Source organism: Pseudomonas sp. E315 (genome assembly GCF_055406205.1).
Genome location: NZ_JBUZPJ010000005.1, coordinates 1 through 22,422 on the forward strand (window position 1 = coordinate 1; position 22,422 = coordinate 22,422).

The window sequence follows — 22,422 nt, forward strand, 5'->3', positions numbered from 1 at the left end:
GAAAAGCTGCGGCGGATCAGTAGAGCGCTGTTCAAACAGATAACGCGTCACCGCGTCCACTGTGCCCATGACGCTGGGGCAATCGGCAGTGAGAATCCAAGTATCGGGGGCGCGGCTCATGGGTAACTCCTGCTATTAAACGAACCTGCGTAGGAGCTGCCGAAGGCGGCGATCTCTTGACCCTGAAACAAGATCGCAGCCTTCGGCAGCTCCTACGGGTATGTTTACAACCTGTATCAGGCCACAACGTTCAGCCCATATTCGGCAGCAGCATCCTGCAACCATAACCACCAATATTCAGAAAAGCTGCGGCGGATCAGTAGAGCGCTGTTCAAACAGATAACGCGTCACCGCGTCCACTGTGCCCATGACGCTGGGGCAATCGGCAGTGAGAATCCAGGTATCGGGGGCGCGGCTCATGGGTAACTCCTGCTATTAAGCGAACCTGCGGAGGAGCTGCCGAAGGCGGCGATCTCTTGACCCTGAAACAAAGATCGCAGCCTTCGGCAGCTCCTACGGGTATGTTTACAACCTGTATCAGGCCACAACGTTCAGTCCATATTCGGCAGCAGCATCCTGCAACCATAACCACCAATACTCAGAAAAGCTGCGGCGGATCAGTAGAGCGCTGTTCAAACAGATAACGCGTCACCGCGTCCACCGTACCCATGACGCTGGGGCAATCGGCAGTGAGAATCCAGGTATCGGGGGCGCGGCTCATGGGTAACTCCTGCTATTAAGCGAACCTGCGTAGGAGCTTGCCGAAGGCTGCGATCTCTTGACCCTGAAACAAGATCGCAGCCTTCGGCAGCTCCTACGGGTATGTTTACAACCTGTATCAGGCCACAACATTCAGCCCATATTCGGCAGCAGCATCCTGCAACCATAACCACCAATACTCAGAAAAGCTGCGGCGGATCAGTAGCTCCCAAGTGTCTTCGCCCGTGTGGCGAATCACCAACTGCGATTTGGCAAACACTGTGCCCACGGCTTTGCCCACCGGGAAGTTGTCCGGGTGTACGTCGTAGCTGGTGGATTTCATCAACACATCACGCACATGGGGGCCGCTCAGTTCCAATATTTGTTGCCCGCCGCTGACGTTGACCACCGAGATATGCAGCCCGGCCAACGCGTCACGCAGGGCTTTTTCGAGCGCAAACTCTTGACCTGTGGGCGCGATCAGCAGCCATTCATCTGGCCCCATCCATTGCAGCGACAAATCACCCTCGGCCACCAGGCTCAAGGCCACCGGCAGTTCCAAACCCAGCGCTTTGCGTACACCTTCGACAAAGGCCGGGTCGTTGGCATCGCCACGCAAGGTGAGATGGCCCAGCAGTTTTTTCTCGCGCACCGTCACGCCGGGGTTTTGGCGGCCCTTGCCAATCAGGCTGGCAAGGTTGGTGTGGTGTAACGATGACTCGGCTTTGGCACCCGACTCCGGGCGCTGTGAATACACGTTGGCTGTGGTCATGTTGTTACCCGCTCAATGCTGTGTTGGTGGGGCTGACGCGTTGGGGTCAGACACCCGTCAAATATTCTGCCGCTCGCCTTTGGGGTCGAAGAACACCGATGACACGATTTGCGCCTCAATCACTCGACCATCGGCCAAAGGCGCAAACACCCGTTCGCCCATGCGTTTGAGGCCACCTTTGACCACGCCCATCGCAAACGAATACCCCAGCGAGCCGCAGGTGTAACTGGACGTCACATGCCCGACCATGCTCATCGGGATCGCTTGTTTGGCGTCGAACACCAGTTGCGCCCCTTCAGGCAGCCATTGCGTCGGGTCTACGGGCTTAAGGCCCACCAACTGTTTGCGCTGGTCACGCACACAGTCTTCGCGGTTCATGCCGCGCCAGCCGATCCACGAAAACGGTTTGGTGCGGCCCACACACCAGCCCATGTTCAGGTCATCGGGGGTCATGGAGCCGTCAGTGTCCTGGCCCACGATGATGAAGCCCTTCTCGGCCCGCAACACGTGCATGGTTTCGGTGCCATAAGGCGTCAGGTTGTATTGCTTGCCCGCTTCGACGATGCGCTCCAGCACGCCCATCGCGTAGTCCGCCTGAATGTTGACCTCATACGACAACTCGCCAGTAAACGAGATACGGAACACCCGCGCAGGCACGCCGCCTACTAACCCTTCTTTCCAGGTCATAAACGGAAAGGCATCGCGGTCCAGATCAATGTCTGTCACGTGGCTGAGCAGGTTACGGCTGTTGGGGCCAGATAACGTGAGCGTCGCGTAGTGGTCAGTCACCGAGGTGAAGTACACCTTAAGTTCTGGCCATTCGGTCTGTTGATAGATCTCCAGCCATTGCAGTACACGCGCCGCACCGCCAGTGGTGGTGGTCATCACAAAATGGTTGTCGGCCAGACAGGCGGTTACGCCGTCGTCGAATACCATGCCGTCTTCTTTGCACATCAACCCGTAACGGGCCTTGCCCACGTCGAGTTTGGTCCAGGCGTTGGTGTAGATTCGGTTGAGAAACTCCCGCGCATCAGGGCCTTGAATGTCGATTTTGCCCAGCGTTGACGCATCGAGAATGCCCACACTCTCACGCACCGCTTGGCATTCACGTTTAACTGCGTCATGCAGGTCTTCGCCGTGACGCGGGAAGTACCACGGGCGCTTCCATTGGCCGACGTCTTCAAACTCAGCGCCTTGCTTCACATGCCAGGCGTGCAGCGCGGTGTAGCGCACCGGCTCGAAAAGCGGCCCGCAATGGCGCCCCGCCACCGCGCCAAACGTAACGGGCGTGTAGTTGGGGCGAAACATGGTGGTGCCCATCTGCGGGATGCTTACGTTCAACGAACGCGCAGCAATGGCCAACCCGTTGACGTTGCCCAGCTTGCCTTGGTCTGTGCCAAAGCCCAGCGCGGTGTAGCGTTTGACGTGCTCCACCGACTCAAAGCCTTCGCGGGTGGCCAGCTCGATGGCGGCGGCGGTGACGTCGTTTTGCAGGTCAACAAATTGCTTAGGGGCCCGCGCTGTGCCCTTTTCGTGGGGCACTTGAAACAGCGCCAGCGTGGGTTCTTGATGATGATTCAACGCTTTGGGCAGCACGCCTTCGACCGCACTAAACCCAGCATCGCACGCGGCACGCACGCCACCTTCAAAGCCATCGGCCAAGCTGTCGCCCAAGCTGTACACGCCATTCACGCCGCCTACGCACACACGTTTTTGCGGAGCCTCGCCGGGTACGAAACCCAAAATATCTTCACGCCAAATCGGCTTGCCCCCCAAGTGCGAGGCCAAATGCACCACAGGGCTGTACCCGCCAGAGGTCGCGACCAAGTCGCACTCCAGCCATTCGCCGGGGCTGGTGACGCTGTGGGCTTTTACGTCTATGGCTGACACTCGGGCGCTAGTGACGTGTTTGCTGCCACGGGTTTCAATCACCGCGCTGCCGGTCAAGATCCGAATGCCTTTGGCGCGCGCTTCTTCTACCAACGCGCCCCGTGGGTTGCTGCGCGCATCGGCAATCGCTACCACCGTCAGGCTGGCATCGAGCCAATCCAAGGCCACGCGATAGGCATGATCGTTGTTGGTGCTCAGCAACAGCTTTTTACCCGGCGCCACGCCGTAGCGGCGCACGTAAGTAGACACAGCTCCCGCCAGCATGTTGCCCGGCACATCGTTGTTGGCGTACACCAACGGGCGTTCGCACGCGCCGGTGGCCAGCACCACGCGCTTGGCCCGCACCCGGTGAATACGCTGACGTACCTGACCAATGGGTGCGCGATCACCAAGGTGATCGGTGAGGCGCTCGTGAACAGTCACAAAGTTGTGGTCGTGATAACCGTTGGCGGTTGCCCGTGGCAGCAACACGACGCCGGGCAATGCCTTGAGTTCGGCAATCACCTTGGCCACCCATTCCATCGCAGGCTTGCCGTCCAGGCTTTCGCGACTGTCGAGCAAGCTGCCGCCAAACTCTTCCTGCTCGTCTACCACCATCACCCGCGCACCGCTGCGCGCCGCCGCCAAGGCAGCCGCTAAACCCGCAGGCCCGGCACCGACGATCAATACATCGCAGTGATGGTTCATGTAGTCGTAGGTGTCGGGGTCGATTTGCGTGGGCGAACGGCCCAGCCCGGCCGCCTTGCGGATGTACTTCTCGTAAGTCATCCAGAACGACTGCGGGTACATGAAGGTTTTGTAGTAAAACCCCGGCGGCATCAACGTGCCCCCGACCTTGCCCAAAATACCCATCACGTCGTTGTTCACGCTGGGCCAGCCGTTGGTGCTGGTGGCGACCAAGCCTTGATACAACGCTTGTTGGGTGGCGCGCACGTTAGGGATTTGCGTGCCTTCGGTTGCACCGATTTGCAGCACCGCGTTGGGCTCTTCAGCCCCCGCCGCAAAAATGCCCCGTGGGCGTGAGTATTTAAAACTGCGCCCAATCACGTCCACGCCATTGGCCAGCAAAGCGGCGGCCAAGGTGTCGCCTTCGTAGCCTTGGTAGGACTGGCCGTTGAAGGTAAAACTCAGCACTTTGCTGCGATCAACACGACCGCCGTTAGGCAAGCGATGGGTTTGGCTCATACCTTTTCTCCCAGCTCGCGGGGGGCCGTGGCAGTCAGTGGCGCAGCCTGTTCGGTGAAGCGTGGCTGTGTGCCGATCAGGTAGGTTTCCAGAATTTCGTAAGTGACGGTGTTGCGTGTGGCATTAAAAAACTGACGGCAACCGGCCACGTGGTTCCACAACTCATGGTGCAAGCCGCGCGGGTTATCGCGAAAGAACAAATAGTCGCCCCACTCGGCATCGGTGCAGGTGTTGGGATCGAGTGGGCGCGGGATGTGCGCTTGGCCAGAAGCGTGAAATTCCTCTTCGGAGCGCAACTCGCCGCAATGGGGACAGAAGATATGCAGCATGGGTGTTTCTCCTGTTAGTGAGCGACAGCGGCCGCGCCGTGTTCGTCGATCAATGCGCCGTTGTAGAACCGATCAATGGAAAAAGGCGCCGCCAACGGGTGCATTTCACCTTTGGCCAAGCTGGCAGCAAATACGTTGCCCGAGCCCGGCGTGGCCTTAAAGCCCCCCGTGCCCCACCCGCAGTTGAAGAACAGATTCGGCACCGGGGTTTTGGAAATGATGGGGCAGGCGTCTGGCGTGGTGTCGACGATGCCGCCCCATTGGCGATTCATGCGCACGCGGGACAACACCGGAAACATTTCAACAATCGCCTGAAGCGTGTGCTCGATCACCGGGTACGAGCCGCGCTGGCCGTAGCCGTTGTAGCCGTCGATACCGGCGCCGATCACCAAGTCACCTTTGTCGGACTGGCTGATATAACCGTGCACGGCGTTGGACATGATCACGCTGTCGATAATCGGCTTGATTGGCTCCGAGACCAGCGCTTGCAACGGGTGCGACTCAATCGGCAAGCGAAACCCGGCCTGACGCGCCATGTGCCCGGAGTTGCCAGCCGTGACCACACCTACGCGCTTGGCGCCGATAAAGCCTTTGTTGGTTTCGACGCCAATGCACACGCCGTTCTCCTTACGAAAGCCGAGCACTTCGGTTTGCTGAATCAAGTCCACGCCCAGCGCATCAGCGGCGCGGGCAAAGCCCCAGGCCACGGCATCATGCCGGGCCACACCGCCACGCCGTTGCACCGTGGCGCCCATCACCGGATAGCGGGTGTTTTTTGAGCAGTCCAGGTATGCAATTTCGTCCGCCACTTGCTTGGCATTCAACAGCTCGCCATCTACGCCATTCAGACGGTTGGCGCTCACCCGACGCTCCGAGTCGCGCATGTCTTGCAGGGTGTGACACAGGTTGTACACCCCGCGCTGGGAAAACATGACGTTGTAGTTGAGGTCTTGGGACAAGCCCTCCCAGAGCTTCATCGCATGCTCATACAGGTGCGCCGACTCGTCCCACAAATAGTTGGAACGCACGATGGTGGTGTTGCGCGCGGTGTTACCTCCGCCCAACCAGCCTTTTTCGACCACCGCCACGTTGGTGATGCCGTGCTCTTTGGCCAAGTAATACGCGGTCGCCAGCCCGTGTCCGCCGCCACCGACAATCACCACGTCGTAGACTTTTTTCGGTGTGGGTGTGCGCCACATTTTTTGCCAGTTTTCGTGGTGGCTGAGGGAGTGCTTGAAGAGGCCGAAGCCTGAATACCGCTGCATAGGGATTACTCCAAACTGTGCTCAGCAATAAAACGCAAACACGGCGCGTTGGTTGCAATGGGACTTGCCCTTTGAGCCTGATGGTAGAGCCGACGCACAACCCTCAAATGCCTATGGACGCCACACAAAGGTGCGTTTACGACATGCCTCACCCCGCGGGAGCTGCCGCAAGCTGCGATCTTTTGATTTATAAAGATCGCAGCCTGCGGCAGCTCCCAAGCAAAGCGGGCGGGGTGGTTTTGGGCTGGTTCTTTCGTAGGTGATTTCCACCGCGATAGACGTGTCTGTGCACTCGCAAGATTCTTGGATAAAGTGCACGACAATCTTCGACCACGGAACCGGGAAATGACTGACAAGAGCCAACAATTCGCCAGCGATAACTACTCCGGTATCTGCCCCGAAGTCTGGTCCGCTATGGAGCAAGCCAACCTTGGCCATCAGCGCTCTTATGGCGACGATCAATGGACACTGCGCGCAGCTGATGACTTTCGTAAGTTGTTTGAAACCGACTGCGAAGTGTATTTCGCGTTCAACGGCACAGCCGCCAACTCACTGGCGTTGGCGTCGCTGTGCCAAAGCTTCCACAGCGTGATCTGCTCTGAAACGGCCCACGTCGAAACAGACGAATGCGGCGCCCCGGAGTTTTTCTCCAACGGCTCCAAACTGCTGACGGCCCGCACCACGGGCGGCAAGATCACCCCAGAGTCAATCCGCGAAATCGCCCTTAAGCGCAAAGACATTCACTACCCAAAACCGCGCGTGGTGACCATCACCCAAGCCACCGAAGTGGGCAGCGTGTACACCCCCGATGAAATCCGCGCCATCAGCAGCACCTGCAAAGAGCTGGGGCTCAATTTGCACATGGACGGCGCACGCTTCTCTAACGCCTGCGCGTATTTGGGATGCACGCCCGCCGACCTGACCTGGAAAGCCGGAGTGGATGTGCTGTGCTTTGGCGGGACTAAAAACGGCATGGCCGTGGGCGAAGCCATTCTGTTTTTCAACCACGACTTGGCAGTGGATTTTGACTACCGCTGCAAACAGGCCGGGCAACTGGCCTCGAAAATGCGCTTCTTGTCAGCGCCGTGGGTGGGCTTGCTGGAAAACGACGCGTGGCTCAAACATGCCCGTCATGCCAACCACTGCGCACAATTGCTGAGCGAGTTGGTGAGTGACATTGCGGGGGTTGAGTTGATGTTTCCGGTGGAAGCCAATGGCGTGTTCCTGCAACTGTCGGAACCTGCGGTGGCGGCATTGACAGCCAAGGGCTGGCGTTTTTACACCTTTATTGGCAACGGCGGCGCGCGCTTTATGTGCTCGTGGGACACCGAAGAAGCCCGCGTGCGCGAATTGGCCGCAGATATTCGCGAAGTAATGGCAGGGTAACGAGGGGGTAAAAACTGTAGTCGCTGCCGCAGGCTGCGAAGGGTTGCGAAGCGGCCCGCTTTTTGAAGACCCTGCGGTTCTTATCGCAGCCTTCGGCAGCGACTACAGTGTTTGGCGAACAGTCAGGATTGACCCAGTGTTCGCTCAATCACATCGACCGTGGCGCTGACTTGCTCTTGATAACGGTCGAGTTCCTGTTTGTGGCTCAGTTGCAACTCAATCTGCTGCGAACACAGATTCAGTGCTGCCAGCACCAGCAGTTTGTCCCCGATCAAACTCGGGTACTTTCGTTTCGTTTCGGCCAGGGCGGCTTTTAACATGACCGTGGCCGCCATCAGGGTTTTTTGCTCCCCTTCCGGCGCTTTGATCGTGTAGTCGTTACCCAAAATCGAGACGACATTTACACCGTCTCTGTCCACGCTCATGCGTTGACAGGGCTCACGCTTACGCGCTCAACCAGTGCCTGAATGCGTGCTGCGGTTGCGCCTTGCTTCTCTTCTTGCTCCATCAGGCTCAGTTGCAGGCTTTCGTTTTCGTCTTTGGCCTGAGCCAGTTCAGCGTTCAGTTGTGCGTTGGTGTCCAAAAGCTCTTGCTTTTGTTGAACCAGGTCGCTGACCAGTTGTTCCAGTTTGCTAAGGGATGATTCCATCATGGTGGTGATCTCAAGCAGTTTCAGAGGGCGCGTACGATAAAGAAAAGTCACCTTCTAAGCTAGGGTTATTCGGCCGCAAAAGCCCTATTTAGCTAGTGGCGACGATCCTTAAGCCCCCTAGTGACTGTGCTTTTACAACTAGGTTCCCGCCCCTTGTCGGCAAAGCCCCGCCTGCGACAAAAGCGCACATTCCGTTCAAGACTTTAGTCTTATGACCGATACGTCTCATCTACCTGCCAAAAACATCGCACGGATTGCGCGCTCCCCTTCAGGAACCATCATGTCTTTACGCAATATGAATATCGCCCCGCGCGCCTTTTTAGGGTTTGCGCTGATTGGCACCTTGATGCTGATTTTAGGGGCCGGTGCGCTGCTCCAGATGAGCAAAATCCGCACGGCGGCTCAAGAAATCAGCACCAGCAGCGTGCCGAGCATTCAGAGCCTGGACGACTTCACACAACTGACTCTGCGCCTGCGGGTGCTGTCATATCGTTTGCTGATTAACCGCGAACCCGATGTACAACAAAAAACCCTGGAGCTGTTGGACCTGCGCAATCAGCAGATCCGTTCGGCGCAACGTGAGTACGAGAAGTTCATCACCAGCGCGCAAGAACAGACGGCCTACGATAAGTATCAGCAACTGTTGGGCCAGTACCACCAACTCGAAGACCGCATGCGCAGCCTGTCGCGCAATAACGAGGTTGATCAACTGCGCGAGCTGCTCAACAGCGAACTATTGAGCAACTCCGAAGAAATCAACAAAACGCTTAACGATCTGATGAACATCAACAACCAGCAAATCGTCGAAGCCAACGATCACTCCAACGACATGTATTCGGCAGCGATCAAGCTGGTGGTGTTCCTGCTGATACTGGCCACTGCGCTGACCATCGTCTGTGCCTTGTTGCTGACTCGCAGCATTACCCAGCCAATTGCTCAAGCGCTGGCAGCCGCCGAAGCCATTGCCGAGGGCAACCTGACGCTACCGATCAAAGCCGATGGCAGCGATGAAGCTGGCCGTTTGTTGCAGGCGATGGCCAAGATGCAAGGCAAGCTGCGTGACACGCTGCAACGTATTTCGGGCTCTGCGACTCAGTTGGCCTCGGCAGCTGAAGAGCTGAACTGTGTCACTGAAGAAAGCGCCAAAGGGCTGACTCAGCAAAACAACGAAATCGAGCAAGCCGCTACCGCCGTCAACGAAATGACCAGCGCTGTTGAAGAAGTCGCACGTAACGCTGTCAGCACATCTGAAGCCTCGCAAAGCGCAACAGCCTCCGCTGGCGATGGTCGCGATCTGGTGCAAGAAACCGTCAACGCCATCGAGCGTATGAGCGGTGACGTGCAAAGTACTGCCACGCTGATTGGCAACTTGGCCACCGAGTCGCGAGACATTGGCAAGGTGCTGGACGTGATTCGCGGTCTGGCGGACCAAACCAACCTGCTGGCCTTGAACGCTGCCATTGAAGCCGCACGCGCAGGCGAAGCCGGCCGTGGCTTTGCCGTAGTGGCTGACGAAGTGCGCGCCTTGGCACACCGCACTCAGCAATCGACCAGCGAAATCGAACGCATGATCGGCAGCATTCAGGGCGGCACCGAGCACGCGGTGGACTCGATGCGTAACAGCACCGAGCGCGCCGAGTCGACCCTTAGCATCGCCAAAGGCGCAGGCCTGGCGCTGGAAACCATCAACAGCGCGATTGTTGAAATCAACGAGCGCAACCTAGTAATCGCCAGTGCGGCCGAAGAACAAGCCCAAGTGGCCCGCGAGGTGGATCGCAATCTGGTCAACATCCGCGATTTGTCGGTGCAATCGGCTACAGGCGCCAGCCAAACCAGCTCGGCCAGTAACGAATTGGCGCGTTTGGCAGTAGACCTCAACACAATGGTTTCGCGCTTTAGCCTGTAACCAACGCTTGCAGAAGCTGGCGATCTTTTGAGTCTTTAAAAGATCGCAGCCTTCGGCGGCTCCTACGCAAAGCGCGGTTTGCCCATTAGATATGTAGGAGCTGGCGAAGCCTGCGATCTTTTGAGTCTTTAAAAGATCGCAGCCTTCGGCGGCTCCTACGCAAAGCGCGGTTTGCCCATTAGATAGGTAGGAGCTGGCGAAGCCTGCGATCTTTTGAGTCTCTAGAAGATCGCAACCTCCGGCGGCTCCTACGCAAAGCGCAGTTTGCCCAATAGATATGTGGGAGCTGGCGAAGCCTGCGATCTTTTGAGCCTCTAGAAGATCGCAGCCTCCGGCGGCTCCTACGCAGAGCGCGGTTTGCCCAATAGATATGTAGGAGCTGGCGAAGCCTGCGATCTTTTGATCTTCTTGGGCCAGCGCCCACGGGTCAGGTCAAAACTCGATCCGCACGTCACCCTTGGGCACGCTGCAACACGACAGGATGTAGCCTTCGGCCACGTCCTCGTCGGTGATGCCACCGTTGTGCTCCATCTCAACATCCCCGCCCAGCTTCAACACCTTGCACGTGCCGCAAATGCCCATGCCGCAAGCCTTGGGAATCAGCAGCCCGAGTTTGGCGGCGGCAGCATGCACGGTTTCAGCCGGGCCAACACGAATGCTCTTGCCAGACGACGTGAACTCAACCTGATTCAAGTCCGCAGCATCCAGCTGCGGCGCATCCGCCGCCTGCTCGGCTTGCTCCACTGCGTCGGCCCGCGCCTCAGGTGGCGTGGCACCGAATGACTCCTCGTGATACCGGCTCATGTCATAACCGTTGGCCTCAAGCAGTCGCTTGACCGCACTCATGTACGGCGTTGGCCCGCAGCAAAACACTTCACGCTCCATAAAGTCCGGCGCCATCAGCTCCAGCATTTTTTGATTCAAATAACCGCGATACCCCGCCCACGGCTCACCCAGCCCATGTTTTTCACAGATCAGGTGCAGGCTGAAGTTGTCGATACGCGATGCCATGTGCTCCAACTCGCGGTGGTAAATGATGTCTTTGGGCGAGCGGGCACTGTGGATAAACACCATGTCGACATTGGCATTGGTGTCGTAAAACCAGCGCGCCATCGACATCACAGGAGTAATGCCCACGCCGCCACTGAGGTACAGCACCTTGGGGCTCGGTGCATCAATGGCATTGAACAACCCGACCGGGCCATGCACCGCCAACTCCTGACCTTCAATCAGGGTGTCGTGCAGCCAGTTAGAGACCCGCCCGCCGGGCACACGTTTGATGGTGACCGAAAAGCTGTAAGGCACCGATGGCGAGCTGGAGATGGTGTACGAACGCATCACCGGCTCGCCGTCGATTTCCAGCTCCAGGGTCACGAACTGCCCCGGCTTGAAGAAAAACAGAATGGGTTGGTCGGCCATAAAGCAGAAGGTGCGCACATCCCAGGTTTCCTGAATCACTTTGACGCAGCGCACGATGTGTCGACCGTTGGCCCAGGTCTGGGTGTTAACCGGGTACAGAAAGCTGTTGGACATGGGCTTCTCCACGGCCGACAGCCGGCCTGTTGATGACGATTCTGCGCATGCCCCGAAGCAACCATTTATCTATTCGCGACATTGGCATGCTTATCGCGACCAGCCCCTGACAACAGGGGCTGGCGCGTCGGGAACAGATGGGGCCATGTCGCCCGCAGATATGGCCGCAAGCAGCTTCAACCGCACACTCAGCGCCACTCACCAGCGTTTACTGCTTTGCCTTGCGTCGTAACCCGATCAGCCACTTTTGGGCCACCTCCAATGGCCATGAGGACTTCAACGATGGACGTCACCGCAACCTTGAGCTTGGGCGATCCACTGGAACCCGCACGCAAGGCCACCGCCGAGATGCTGCACAACCGTGAGCGTACCTTCTCGCTGCCCCAGCCGTTTTATAACGACGAGCGCCTGTTCGACATCGACATGCAGGAGATCTTTCAGAAGGAATGGCTGATCGCAGGCATGACCTGCGAGATCCCGACCAAGGGCAACTTTTTGACCCTGCAAGTGGGCAAAAACCCGATCATTGTGATTCGCGGCGCCGAAGGTCAGGTGCATGCGTTTCATAACGTGTGTCGCCATCGCGGCTCACGGCTGTGCACCACCGAAAAAGGCAAGGTCGCCAAGCTGGTGTGTCATTACCACCAGTGGACTTACGAACTGGACGGACGCCTGCTGTTTGCAGGCACAGAGATGGGTGCCGACTTTGACATGAAGCAATACGGCCTCAAGCCGGTAAACGTCAAAACGGCGGGGGGTTACATCTTTATTAGCCTGGCCCAGAACCCGCCCGCTATCGACGAGTTTCTCGCCACGCTCGATCACTACATGGAACCCTACGACATGGAAAACACCAAGGTGGCGATTCAAACCACCCTGGTGGAAAAAGCCAACTGGAAGCTGGTGCTGGAGAACAACCGCGAGTGCTACCACTGCAACGCGTCACACCCTGAACTGCTCAAAACCCTGCTCGAATGGGACGACGTAACCGACCCACGTGCCGATCAGGCGTTCAAGGATCACGTGGCCGCGTCGGCTGCGGCTTGGGACGCGGAGAAAATCCCCTACGCACACGCCAGTTTTGGCCTGCGCAATCGCATCGTGCGCATGCCGCTGCTCAAAGGCACCGTGTCCATGACTCTGGACGGCAAACAAGGCTGTGCAAAACTCATGGGGCGCATCAAAAACCCGGACTTGGGCTCGATGCGCATCCTGCACTTGCCGCATTCGTGGAACCACTGCATGGGAGATCACATCATCGTGTTCACGGTGTGGCCCATCAGCGCCCAAGAAACGGTGGTGTCCACCAAGTGGCTGGTTCACAAAGACGCCGTTGAAGGCGTGGACTATGACGTGGAACGCATGCGCACCGTCTGGGACGCCACCAACAATCAAGACCGCAAGCTGGCCGAAGAAAACCAGCGAGGTATCAACTCCACGGCTTACCAGCCGGGGCCGTACTCCAAGACCTATGAGTTTGGCGTGGTCAATTTTGTGGACTGGTACAGCGAACGCCTGCTCAACAACCTTGGTGCTGCACCTGCGCCGTATTTGAAAGGGGTGATGGCCGAATAACCTGTTTAACGGGTGAGCCCGCGATGGTAAATCCCATCGCGGGCCAACTGTTTTAAGGCACTGACACTTTGATACTCGATACTTTGCCGTCTAACTGATTACTGGAACCACCACGATTAACCACATAGTGGCTTCTCCCAACGGTTTTCTCAAAGGTGTCGATAACCACTGGCGAGGTAATATCCCGCGTAACAATGACCTCTGCATATCCTTGATTTGGATTTACATTTTTGTTGCCGTATACCGTAAAGCGAGTACCGGCTTTGGCCCTGAGTATCACGGCCGATCTAGCAGCGTCGTTATTACATGCACCGGAGAAGTTACCCTGCATGTTTTTTGCCAAACCAATGGTACACACAATATTATCTTTGCCATTATTGCCGAAGTAAAACACAACAGAACTGTCGGAAAAATCAGTGGGCGGATTTTGCTCAATTTTGATTCTAGAAATTTTGCCGTCCAACCCATTATTACGAACATACGTCATTTTAAAATATTGGTTCTCCATATTTTTTTCAAAACTGCCAATAATGACACCGTCGTTATTCACATCAATATCTTGTTTTACATCAATATACGCGCGGTCATCTTCTCCGCTGCCTGAAGGCGAGTCGAATACGGTAAGGCGAGTGCCCTTAGCAATACCCCGCAATTTTCCTGACCGGATATCATCAGCTTCACACCCCCTGTTCGGGAGGCTGAACTCAGCATTTTTACCAGCGGGTACTACACACGTTGTATCGCCTTTTTCATTGGCGTTGTTCTGCTCGTAAAAATAGAACCCCCCTTGGCTCAAGGCTGCTGCATAAGGAAATGCATCACCTGCCTGGTTAAAGTCTATCGCCAAGTAATTAGGCGCCTTACGATAACCGATCGCATTTTTGCAATGCTGATTCACTCGGCGCTCAAGGTAGGTCAAGTTATTATCCATGCCCCCAGCGTGAGGACTCGTCGCTCCCCAGCTATGGAACTGATTCATCACAAACAAGCGGTTCCATGAAGTGAAGCCTGCGCCAGCCACTTTTGGCTCATGTTTGCTCCAGCGCGACGGGCAGCTCCAATCGTGTTTCAACGCAGTAGTGCCCAAGTCCCAGTAGTTTTGCATTTCCCAATGGTTGTCTTGAAGTATCGACACTTTCTGTCCGTTCACCTGGTAATTACCTGACTGTCTATCAGATAAAACAACCAACCGTTTACCGCTGCGTATCATCTGCTCTAGTGTTGGCCAAGAGGTCGTACCGACGGCTGGCTCATAAACCCATTTAGCCAGCTCAGGGACCTTAGCCATAGCGGCCGCAAAGTTCTCCCGGCTCACACGATTTTCTAGCAGCAAAGTCACCACAGCATTGGAGTTACTGCGTAAGAACGGCAGAAATATATTATTCAGCGCCGCCGAAAACTCCATCTGGGTACGAATATCACACTTACCTGTGTCAGAAGTATGGCAAAGATAAACTTTGTTTCCGCCCTCCAAGTTGCCGGGGTGCAAGTCCAACATAAAACCACGTACGCCACGATTAAGCTGAGTCCTCATATCATCGAGATAACCATTATGCGCTGTCACCCATGTGTACTGATCAAACGGCTTATTCAATACCGTGATACCGGGAGCAGTTTCATTGGCAGCTACCTGCGCGACTGCCAACGTTTGAAACACAAATAAAGACAATAACAATCCCGTGCTCTTATTCCTAATCATCATTAACTTCCTGACATGATTTAATTGACGACGCATTGACGCGCGACAGTAGCCATCAACTTCCTAAGTTTGACCAACTGCAACCGGGATAATTAACGAACTAAAACGTCACTTTTGAATACCCGTAAACATCGTCAAAATATGTATGCATCAGATCTAACAACTATCCTTACATTGAGCGGTAATAAATCAGATCTATTTTCAACCTGTACAAAATTCGACCAATTACCCTATAAACCCCGCAGGGCATGCTCGGCTTGGCTTCGCCCACACCTTATCCACAGCCCAACCCACAGTTAATGTGGGTAACATCTTAAGTTTTACTGAAAAATACAAATAACAACCCACCCTCCTTAAATAGCGGAGCCCACGTCTAGATTGAGTGTTTTTTGATCAGATCATTGAAAGGCCCTAGTTATAAGGCCTGTAGAGGAAGGCGAACAGGTTATCCACACATACGCTAACAGAGAATGTGTGCAACTTATGCACCGCGCCCCATGACTGTGGAAAACCCTTCAAGGCCCCGATATATCGAGGGTTTTAGCGCGGAGATAGAGCTAAAGCAGAGCTTTGTACGTTTTTTAATCAATACGCCACAAGCCTTGATTGGTATGGCTTGCAGCTGACAGCAAACAACTTATCCACATAAGCGCTAACAGACTTTGTGGGTAACGTGCAGCGGTGCTCAGCGCACAACGCCCTCTTCCACTAACACGTTCAAAATTGCCTGGGCGCTTTCTTCGGTGCTCAATCCCTTGAGCACTTGCCCAGAACCCGCTGCCGCCTTGGCTGTAGCGGCTTTCATGCGTTCGGCGCCACTCTTGGCCTTAATGACCTTGAGCCGCTTGGGCCGGGGTTTGGCGGGCTGCAAAACAGCGTTTGTGGATAAGTCATCTGCAATGGCTTCAACCACCTGCACCTCGACCAAGCCGCGAGTGGCCGGGCCATAAGCGCTTTGCCGTGCTTTGGGAGCGGCGTTATCCACAGTAGCCATAAACGGGAGCCGTACTCTTAACCGACGACGCTGACCACGGGGTAAGGCTTGCAGCACCACTGCCACGCCGTTGTGGATAGATTCGATGTGCGCAATGCCTACCAGCAGCGGCCAGCCCAACTGCTCGGCCAATAGATAGGGCAGCATGCCCGAGCCTTCGCCGGTTTCAGCCTGCCCCCCAGCCAACACCAGTTGCACACCCGCTTCGCGCACGTAGTCGCACAATACCGGCAATGCGTCAGCCCCTTGTGGCTGTTCGAGCACATGAAGCTCATCAAGCCCCATCCCCAAATAGGCGCGTAAAGCGGGTTCGTGAGGGTCGCCTGCATGCAGCACCTGCAGGTTATCCCCAGCCAGTTGCAGGCCCAGTTCAACCGCGCGCGCATCTTGTTCGGCCCGGCGGGAGCGCCCCGAGGCCGGGTGAATGCCGATAGAAACCAGTGCAACGGTGGGGATGGTCATACATAAATTCCAATGCCATGAAATCAGTAGGAGCAAGCTTGCTCGCGATAAGGCCGCTGCGTCACATGGATTCAATTGCGAGCAAGCTCGCTCCCACAGGAGATGGAGTGCGCCAGTTATCAACAGCCAAAATCAAGGCCTCAAGGATCGCCGTGGCATCGCCTATAACGGATACATCAGCGCGTTTGATCATGTCGCAGCCAGGATCAAGGTTTATCGCCAACACCTTGTCGCACGCGCCAATCCCTTGTAGGTGCTGAATTGCCCCACTAATGCCCACCGCAATGTAAACCCGCGCCGTCACCCACGTGCCGCTGGCCCCCACTTGGCGATCACGCGCCATAAAGCCATCGTCCACGGCCACCCGCGACGCACCTTCGGTGGCACCTAACGCCTGCGCCGCCCTGTGGAAAACTCCCCAGTCTTTAACCCCGTTGCCGCCACTGAGAATAAATTCAGCTTCCGCCATGGGAATCGCTGCCGGATCAACCTCCACCGCGCCCAAATCTTCGATGCGCGGCAAGCAGCCCGCCACGATTGTGGATAACTGCACAGCCAGCACTTCATGCCGCGTTTCACTGACCGGTTCGGCGCATTCCACAGCCGCCAATATCACTCGCGGCAACGGCCGGGCCAGATCCTGCAAGCCCGCGCCAGCACGCCCGATACACACACCCTCCTTGATCTGCCACACCCGCGTAGCGGGTCGCTCACCTTGGCTCGCGGAAAAACGGCGCCCCAGCTCTGCGCCACCCTCACGGCTGTCGGGCAGTAACCAATGCCGAGGCGAAAACTGGTTATCCACAGCTCGCAAACCCAGTACGCGTTGCTCCGGTGCGTAACCTTCATACGCGTCACCTTCGAGCACCACTAAACGGTCGACGCCCGAGGTAGAGAAAGATGTTTCTTTGTGTGCGCCAAACACCACTGCCAGTACCGCGCCATCTGTGCCCGCCAATTGATGCGCCAACCCCAACACGTCACGGTCGTGATGACTCAAACGTCCGCCCACCATGTCCGGCACCACACAAATGTAAAACGCCGGCGATGAAACCTGATGCAGCGGCAATTGCACCTGCGGGCTGATGACGTGTTTGGTCGCGCGCCCTTGCTGAGCACCACTGCGGTCGATGCGTTTGAGGCCGTTAGGGCCAATAAACCCTGCGCCATGCACGTTTTTGCGTAACACGCCGTTGGGGCCCATCCATTGCTGTTGCGCGGGTTGCATCGCCGTGTGCAACGGGTGCAGGCGATTTCGGGCAATGCGTTCGGCGTGGGGGTCGCGACGAATAATGTCACTCATGCGCTCACCCCCCGGGTTACGTATTTGGCGGGTACAGCGTCCTCAATCAACGCATCCGCGACCAGCTCGGCGATATCTTTGATGTGTGGCCGTGGTTCGACCACGCCTTCGAGCATGGCGGTGCATTGCGGGCAACCTACTGCCACTCGCTCGGCGCCCGTTTGACGAATGTCATCCATGCGCATATCAGGAATACGCTGTTTGCCCGCAATGTCGGTAATCGGCGCGCCACCGCCGCCGCCACAGCAACGCGAGCGAAAACCCGAGCGCTGCATCTCTTTGACTTCAATGCCCAAGGCCCGCAACACCGTACGCGGCGCCTCATACTCGCCGTTGTAACGCCCCAGATAACAGGGATCGTGATAAGTCACGCTGCCACCCGAGTCAGCACGTAGATTGAGCGCACCCACAGTGATTAGCTCGGCCATGTACGTGCTGTGATGCTGCACAAGGTAATCACCGCCCAAGGCGCCGTACTCGTTTTTGAGCACATGAAAACTGTGGGGGTCGCAGGTCACGATGCGTTTGAACCGATACTGCGCCAGCGTCTGAATATTGCGTGCGGCCAATGCTTGAAAGGTCGCTTCATCGCCCAAGCGTCGGGCCACGTCACCGCTGTCGCGTTCTTCCAGCCCCAGCACCGCGAAGTTGGCTTTGGCCGCTTTCAGCACGTTGACGAACGCGCGCAAGGTGCGTTGGTTACGCATATCAAAGGCGCCATCACCCACCCAAAAAAGCACGTCGACCTCGGGGCTGTCGCACATCAGCGTGAGGTTCAAATCGGCGGCCCAGTTCATTCGCCCGCCCGGCGCAAAGCCGCCGGGGTTGTCGGTGGCGATCAGGTTGTCCAGCACTTGCGCGCCGTTATTCGGCGTTGCGCCTTTTTCCAGCGTGAGAAAGCGCCGCATATCAACGATGGCGTCTACGTGCTCAATCATCATCGGGCACTCTTCAACGCACGCGCGGCAGGTGGTACACGACCACAGCGTGTCGGCATCAATCAGCCCATTGACGATGGGTTGATGAGGGTTACCGCCATGCTCGCCAATCGGTTTGCCGGGGTACGGGCTGCCCGCGAAATGAGCATCTGTGCCGCCCGCCATCCCGATCACCAAATCCTGGATCAGCTTTTTCGGGTTCAATGGCTGACCCGCAGCAAAGGCCGGGCACGCCGCTTCGCATTTGCCGCATTGCACGCAGGCATCAAAACCCAATAACTGGTTCCAGGTGAAGTCCTTGGGTTTTTCCACGCCTAAAGGTGCAGAGCGGTCGTTCAAATCCAGCGCTTTCAAGCCTGTGGAACGGCCACCGCCAAAGCGTTCCGGGCGGCGATGCCAGGCCAGATGCAACGCCCCCGCGAAGGCGTGTTTCATCGGCCCGCCCCAAGTCATGCCGAAGAACAGCTCCGACACGCCCCACACCACCCCCACGCCCAGCACAACAGCCAAAAGCCCACCGCCAAAGCCTTCAGGCAGCAACCCGGCCACGGGCAGCGTGAGCAAGAAAAAACTCACGGCGAACGCCAGTAAGCTTTTTGGCAGTCGCATCCACGGGCCTTTGGACAAACGCGACGGCGGGTCGAGCCGACGCTTGAACACCAATAGCGCACCAACAAACATCAACGCCGTGGCGAATAACAACGCATAACCCAGGATGCGGTTATGCAGACCAAAGCCATGCACCACGATGGCCAACCCCGCCGCCAGCACAAAGCCACCCGCCGTCGCGACGTGAGTGTTGGCCATGTATTTATCGCGGGCCACCACGTGGTGCAGGTCATTCATGTAACGACGCGGCATGGCCAGCAGGCCGTCAAGCCAATCAATTTTGGCCGGGCGGCCTTGGCGCCACAGGCTGATGCGGCGCACGGCACCCAAAATGGCCAAGCCCAGAGCCGCAAGTAACAACATCGGGAGAACAAGAGTGAGCATGGTGAAGCTCCCAAAAACAACACCCCGTAAGAGCTGCCGAAGGCTGCGATCTTTTAAACGATCAAAAAATCGCAGCCTTCGGCAGCTCCTACGGGCGAGTGTTTAAAAGTCTTTGCATAACCTGAGCGCGTCATAGATGGCCGCATGCACGTTGCGTTGGGCCACGCAGTCGCCAATGCGAAACAACAAGTAACCTTGCCCCGCTTCACTCAGGCATGGCTGCGGCTTGATCGCGAACAGCGCTTCGACGTCGATCTGCCCCTTGTTGCGTGCCCCCGGCTTGAGCGCGTAATACAGCGCCTCGTCCGGGCGCACGCCGTTTTCAATCACAACCTGATCGACCACCCGCTCTTCTTTGGCGCCGGTGTATTCGTTCTCCAGCACGGCAATCAATTTGTCGCCTTCGCGGTAGACCTTCTCCAGCATCATGTCGCCGGTCATCACCACATCCTTGGGGTACAAGCTGCGGTAATAGGTCGGGAACGAGGTGCCGCCTATGGCCACCCCGGGTTTGGTGTCGTCGGTCACGATCTCAACCTGACTGCCCTTGTCGGCCATGAAGTCAGCCACCGACATGCCTGTGAACTCGCAAATGGTGTCGTACACCAGTACGTTCTTGGCGGGGGCAACTTTGCTGTCGAGCACGTCCCAACTGCTGACCACCAACCCTTGGGCCGCGCCCCAATGCTCGTTCTGCTCCACGAAAGAGTGCCCGCCCACCGCCAGCACCACAATGTCGGGGCGCAGGTCGAGAATCGTTGCTTCATCCGCTGCGGTGCCCAGACGCAGATCGACATTCAGCCGCGCCAGTTCCAACTGAAACCAGCGCGTAATACCCGCCATTTGGTCACGCTGTGGGGCTTTGGAAGCAGTAGTGATTTGCCCGCCAATGGCGTCTTTTTTCTCGAACAACGTGACCTCATGCCCACGCTCGGCCGCCACCCGCGCCGCTTCCATCCCGGCCGGGCCTGCGCCAACCACCACCACTTTGCGCTGAGGCCCCGTGGTTTTCTGAATGATGTGCGGCACCCCCATGTACTCGCGGGAGGTGGCAGCATTTTGGATGCAGAGCACGTCCAGCCCCTGGTACTGACGGTCGATACAGTAGTTGGCGCCTACGCATTGTTTGATCTGATCAATTTGGCCCATTTTGATTTTGGCGATCAGATGCGGATCAGCAATATGGGCGCGGGTCATGCCCACCATGTCAACGTAGCCACCCTCCAGAATCCGTGTGGCCTGATTCGGGTCTTTGATGTTTTGCGCATGCAACACCGGGGCTTTGACCACTTCTTTAATGCCTGCCGCCAAGTGCAAAAAGGGCTCCGGCGGGAAGCTCATGTTCGGAATCACGTTGGCCAAGGTGTTGTGAGTGTCGCAGCCCGAACCGACCACACCGATAAAGTCGAGCATGCCGGTGTCGTCGTAGTACTTGGCGATTTGCTTCATGTCCTCGTGGCTCAAGCCATCGGGGTGAAATTCGTCACCGCACAGGCGAATGCCCACGCAAAAATCAGGGCCCACTTGGGCTCGTACCGCTTTGAGCACTTCTAGACCAAAGCGCATGCGGTTTTCAAAACTGCCGCCCCACTCGTCTGTGCGCTTGTTAACCCTCGGGCTCCAGAACTGGTCAATCATGTGCTGATGCACCGCCGACAGCTCCACGCCGTCCAGCCCGCCTGCCTTGGCGCGGCCTGCGGCGCTGGCGTAGTTGCCGATGATGCGCCAGATCTCTTCGGGCTCGATGGTTTTGCAGGTGGCGCGATGCACGGGCTCACGCACCCCCGAAGGCGACATCAGCGTGGGCCAGTTAAAGCCATCCCAACGCGAACGACGGCCCATGTGGGTTATCTGAATCATGATCTTGGCGCCATGTTTGTGCATGGCATCGGCCAGGTTTTGAAAGTGCGGGATGATGCGGTCGGTGCTCAGGTTGACTGAACTCCACCACTCTTGCGGGCTGTCGATGGCCACCACCGACGAGCCTCCGCAAATGGCCAGACCAATGCCGCCTTTGGCTTTTTCTTCGTAGTACTGCACGTAGCGCTCGGTGGTCATGCCGCCATCAGTGGCATACACCTCGGCGTGGGCGGTGCTGAGTACGCGATTGCGGATGGTCAATTTGCCGATTTGAATCGGCTCAAACATTGCTTCGAATGCCATATCCCGACCCTCGGTTTACAACGGCTTGACGGTGAACAGGCCGTGCTCGTGGCCTTCTTGCGAGCCGCTGTAAACCTGCTCGGCCAGCGTGCGAATATCACTGCCGCGCGCTTGCAGAATCTGATCCATCGCTCCGGCAAACCAGCCCGTGAACATGTAATCGACTTTGCGCCCGACCTTGCCGTACACGTAGACAAAACAGGAGTGTTCTAGCTTGACGGTGGCGGTGCCTTTATCCAGATCAATGTCCTGAATTGTGAACAGGCCCCAGCCGCGTTGCGACAAACGCTTCATGTAATGCTCAAACACCGCCACCCCTTCCAGGCCGTGGCATTCGGCTTCTTTTTCGCACCAGTGCCAAGCGGATTTGTAGCCGGCTTTGTAGAGGATGTCGGCGTAAGCCTCAGCGCCCAGCACCTCTTCAATGCCCATGTGGTTGTTAACAAAAAAATGCCGGGGCACGTAGAGCATCGGCAGAGCATCGGAAGTCCAGACGCCGGTTTCGCTGTCGACTTCGATAGGCAATTGCGGGGCGATTTTAGCCATGACATGCAGCTCCAAAATAAGAGTAACCCTGTAGTCGCTGCCCAAGGCTGCGATGAGGTACTGGGGGCCTTAAGGAAACGGGTTGCTTCACAACCCTTCGCAGCCTTGGGCAGCGACTACAAGGTGCGGTAC

The 22,422-nt window shown here is 57.0% G+C and carries 16 protein-coding genes and 5 pseudogenes; 3 read left to right on the plus strand and 18 right to left on the minus strand.

Annotation, left to right across the window (positions count from 1 at the left end):
* From ACZRJQ_RS08890 to ACZRJQ_RS08930, 9 genes and pseudogenes are all read right to left on the minus strand, one after another.
* Positions 1-120, minus strand: a pseudogene (locus ACZRJQ_RS08890) (hypothetical protein); the annotation flags it as partial.
* A 116-nt stretch (positions 121-236) separates the two neighbouring features.
* A pseudogene (locus ACZRJQ_RS08895) lies at positions 237-323 on the minus strand (sarcosine oxidase subunit gamma family protein); the annotation flags it as partial.
* Position 324: 1 nt separating this feature from the next.
* Positions 325-420, minus strand: a pseudogene (locus ACZRJQ_RS08900) (formyltetrahydrofolate deformylase); the annotation flags it as partial.
* 117 nt (positions 421-537) lie between these two features.
* Positions 538-624 (minus strand): annotated as a pseudogene (locus ACZRJQ_RS08905) (sarcosine oxidase subunit gamma family protein); the annotation flags it as partial.
* Between the two features lies 1 nt (position 625).
* A pseudogene (locus ACZRJQ_RS08910) lies at positions 626-721 on the minus strand (formyltetrahydrofolate deformylase); the annotation flags it as partial.
* Between the two features lie 117 nt (positions 722-838).
* Positions 839-1,471: a sarcosine oxidase subunit gamma gene (locus tag ACZRJQ_RS08915; RefSeq protein ID WP_463978000.1), complete on the minus strand. Its 633-nt coding sequence runs from the start codon at positions 1,469-1,471 to the stop codon at positions 839-841.
* Positions 1,472-1,528: 57 nt separating this feature from the next.
* Positions 1,529-4,546, minus strand: coding sequence for a sarcosine oxidase subunit alpha (locus ACZRJQ_RS08920; RefSeq protein ID WP_463978001.1), 3,018 nt, complete (start codon positions 4,544-4,546; stop codon positions 1,529-1,531).
* Positions 4,543-4,875, minus strand: coding sequence for a sarcosine oxidase subunit delta (locus ACZRJQ_RS08925; RefSeq protein ID WP_463978002.1), 333 nt, complete (start codon positions 4,873-4,875; stop codon positions 4,543-4,545). The genes ACZRJQ_RS08920 and ACZRJQ_RS08925 overlap by 4 nt, the downstream gene beginning before the upstream one ends.
* A 14-nt stretch (positions 4,876-4,889) precedes the next feature.
* Positions 4,890-6,140, minus strand: coding sequence for a sarcosine oxidase subunit beta family protein (locus tag ACZRJQ_RS08930; protein WP_463978003.1), 1,251 nt, complete (start codon positions 6,138-6,140; stop codon positions 4,890-4,892).
* Positions 6,141-6,485: 345 nt separating this feature from the next.
* On the opposite strand from ACZRJQ_RS08930, the gene ACZRJQ_RS08935 reads away from it, so the two are divergent.
* A complete protein-coding gene (locus tag ACZRJQ_RS08935; RefSeq protein ID WP_463978004.1) occupies positions 6,486-7,526 on the plus strand; it encodes a threonine aldolase family protein in 1,041 nt (346 codons plus the stop codon).
* 122 nt (positions 7,527-7,648) lie between these two features.
* Here the strand turns inward: ACZRJQ_RS08935 and ACZRJQ_RS08940 are convergent, their stop codons facing one another.
* Positions 7,649-7,951 carry a cell division protein ZapA gene (locus ACZRJQ_RS08940; RefSeq protein WP_048364173.1) on the minus strand — a complete coding sequence of 101 codons (303 nt, stop codon included), beginning with the start codon at positions 7,949-7,951 and terminating at the stop codon, positions 7,649-7,651.
* The gene (locus ACZRJQ_RS08945; RefSeq protein ID WP_463978005.1) at positions 7,948-8,178 is read right to left on the minus strand and encodes a hypothetical protein; all 231 of its coding nucleotides are present in this window, start codon (positions 8,176-8,178) and stop codon (positions 7,948-7,950) included. Before ACZRJQ_RS08945 ends, ACZRJQ_RS08940 begins: the two co-directional genes overlap by 4 nt.
* Positions 8,179-8,458: 280 nt before the next feature.
* On the opposite strand from ACZRJQ_RS08945, the gene ACZRJQ_RS08950 reads away from it, so the two are divergent.
* The gene (locus ACZRJQ_RS08950; protein ID WP_463978006.1) at positions 8,459-10,084 is read left to right on the plus strand and encodes a methyl-accepting chemotaxis protein; all 1,626 of its coding nucleotides are present in this window, start codon (positions 8,459-8,461) and stop codon (positions 10,082-10,084) included.
* 432 nt (positions 10,085-10,516) lie between these two features.
* Here the strand turns inward: ACZRJQ_RS08950 and gbcB are convergent, their stop codons facing one another.
* Complete coding sequence (gbcB, locus tag ACZRJQ_RS08955; RefSeq protein WP_463978007.1) at positions 10,517-11,617, minus strand: glycine-betaine demethylase subunit GbcB; 1,101 nt, start codon at positions 11,615-11,617, stop codon at positions 10,517-10,519.
* A 282-nt stretch (positions 11,618-11,899) separates the two neighbouring features.
* Between gbcB and gbcA the strand changes: the two genes are divergently transcribed.
* Positions 11,900-13,192, plus strand: coding sequence for a glycine-betaine demethylase subunit GbcA (gene gbcA / locus ACZRJQ_RS08960; protein WP_463978008.1), 1,293 nt, complete (start codon positions 11,900-11,902; stop codon positions 13,190-13,192).
* Positions 13,193-13,244: 52 nt separating this feature from the next.
* Here the strand turns inward: gbcA and ACZRJQ_RS08965 are convergent, their stop codons facing one another.
* From ACZRJQ_RS08965 to ACZRJQ_RS08990, 6 genes are all read right to left on the minus strand, one after another.
* Positions 13,245-14,891, minus strand: coding sequence for a PI-PLC domain-containing protein (locus ACZRJQ_RS08965; RefSeq protein ID WP_463978009.1), 1,647 nt, complete (start codon positions 14,889-14,891; stop codon positions 13,245-13,247).
* 685 nt (positions 14,892-15,576) lie between these two features.
* Positions 15,577-16,347, minus strand: coding sequence for an electron transfer flavoprotein subunit beta (gene etfB / locus ACZRJQ_RS08970; RefSeq protein WP_463978010.1), 771 nt, complete (start codon positions 16,345-16,347; stop codon positions 15,577-15,579).
* A gap of 61 nt (positions 16,348-16,408) precedes the next feature.
* Entirely contained in the window at positions 16,409-17,650 is a 1,242-nt protein-coding gene (gene etfA, locus ACZRJQ_RS08975) for an electron transfer flavoprotein subunit alpha (protein ID WP_463978011.1), read from the minus strand.
* Positions 17,647-19,581: a dimethylglycine demethylation protein DgcB gene (dgcB, locus tag ACZRJQ_RS08980; protein WP_463978012.1), complete on the minus strand. Its 1,935-nt coding sequence runs from the start codon at positions 19,579-19,581 to the stop codon at positions 17,647-17,649. Before dgcB ends, etfA begins: the two co-directional genes overlap by 4 nt.
* Positions 19,582-19,683: 102 nt before the next feature.
* Entirely contained in the window at positions 19,684-21,744 is a 2,061-nt protein-coding gene (dgcA, locus tag ACZRJQ_RS08985) for a dimethylglycine demethylation protein DgcA (RefSeq protein WP_463978013.1), read from the minus strand.
* Between the two features lie 15 nt (positions 21,745-21,759).
* Positions 21,760-22,290, minus strand: a complete 531-nt coding sequence (locus tag ACZRJQ_RS08990) for a DUF5943 domain-containing protein (protein WP_463978014.1) — start codon at positions 22,288-22,290, stop codon at positions 21,760-21,762.
* Positions 22,291-22,422: the final 132 nt, after the last annotated feature.

Coding starts and splice junctions, on each gene's coding strand:
- ACZRJQ_RS08915 (WP_463978000.1), bottom strand. CDS start 1,471: ATGACCACAGCCAACGTGTATTCACAGCGCCCGGAGTCGGGTGCCAAA.
- ACZRJQ_RS08920 (WP_463978001.1), bottom strand. CDS start 4,546: ATGAGCCAAACCCATCGCTTGCCTAACGGCGGTCGTGTTGATCGCAGC.
- ACZRJQ_RS08925 (WP_463978002.1), bottom strand. CDS start 4,875: ATGCTGCATATCTTCTGTCCCCATTGCGGCGAGTTGCGCTCCGAAGAG.
- ACZRJQ_RS08930 (WP_463978003.1), bottom strand. CDS start 6,140: ATGCAGCGGTATTCAGGCTTCGGCCTCTTCAAGCACTCCCTCAGCCAC.
- ACZRJQ_RS08935 (WP_463978004.1), top strand. CDS start 6,486: ATGACTGACAAGAGCCAACAATTCGCCAGCGATAACTACTCCGGTATC.
- ACZRJQ_RS08940 (WP_048364173.1), bottom strand. CDS start 7,951: ATGAGCGTGGACAGAGACGGTGTAAATGTCGTCTCGATTTTGGGTAAC.
- ACZRJQ_RS08945 (WP_463978005.1), bottom strand. CDS start 8,178: ATGATGGAATCATCCCTTAGCAAACTGGAACAACTGGTCAGCGACCTG.
- ACZRJQ_RS08950 (WP_463978006.1), top strand. CDS start 8,459: ATGTCTTTACGCAATATGAATATCGCCCCGCGCGCCTTTTTAGGGTTT.
- gbcB (WP_463978007.1), bottom strand. CDS start 11,617: ATGTCCAACAGCTTTCTGTACCCGGTTAACACCCAGACCTGGGCCAAC.
- gbcA (WP_463978008.1), top strand. CDS start 11,900: ATGGACGTCACCGCAACCTTGAGCTTGGGCGATCCACTGGAACCCGCA.
- ACZRJQ_RS08965 (WP_463978009.1), bottom strand. CDS start 14,891: ATGATTAGGAATAAGAGCACGGGATTGTTATTGTCTTTATTTGTGTTT.
- etfB (WP_463978010.1), bottom strand. CDS start 16,347: ATGACCATCCCCACCGTTGCACTGGTTTCTATCGGCATTCACCCGGCC.
- etfA (WP_463978011.1), bottom strand. CDS start 17,650: ATGAGTGACATTATTCGTCGCGACCCCCACGCCGAACGCATTGCCCGA.
- dgcB (WP_463978012.1), bottom strand. CDS start 19,581: ATGCTCACTCTTGTTCTCCCGATGTTGTTACTTGCGGCTCTGGGCTTG.
- dgcA (WP_463978013.1), bottom strand. CDS start 21,744: ATGGCATTCGAAGCAATGTTTGAGCCGATTCAAATCGGCAAATTGACC.
- ACZRJQ_RS08990 (WP_463978014.1), bottom strand. CDS start 22,290: ATGGCTAAAATCGCCCCGCAATTGCCTATCGAAGTCGACAGCGAAACC.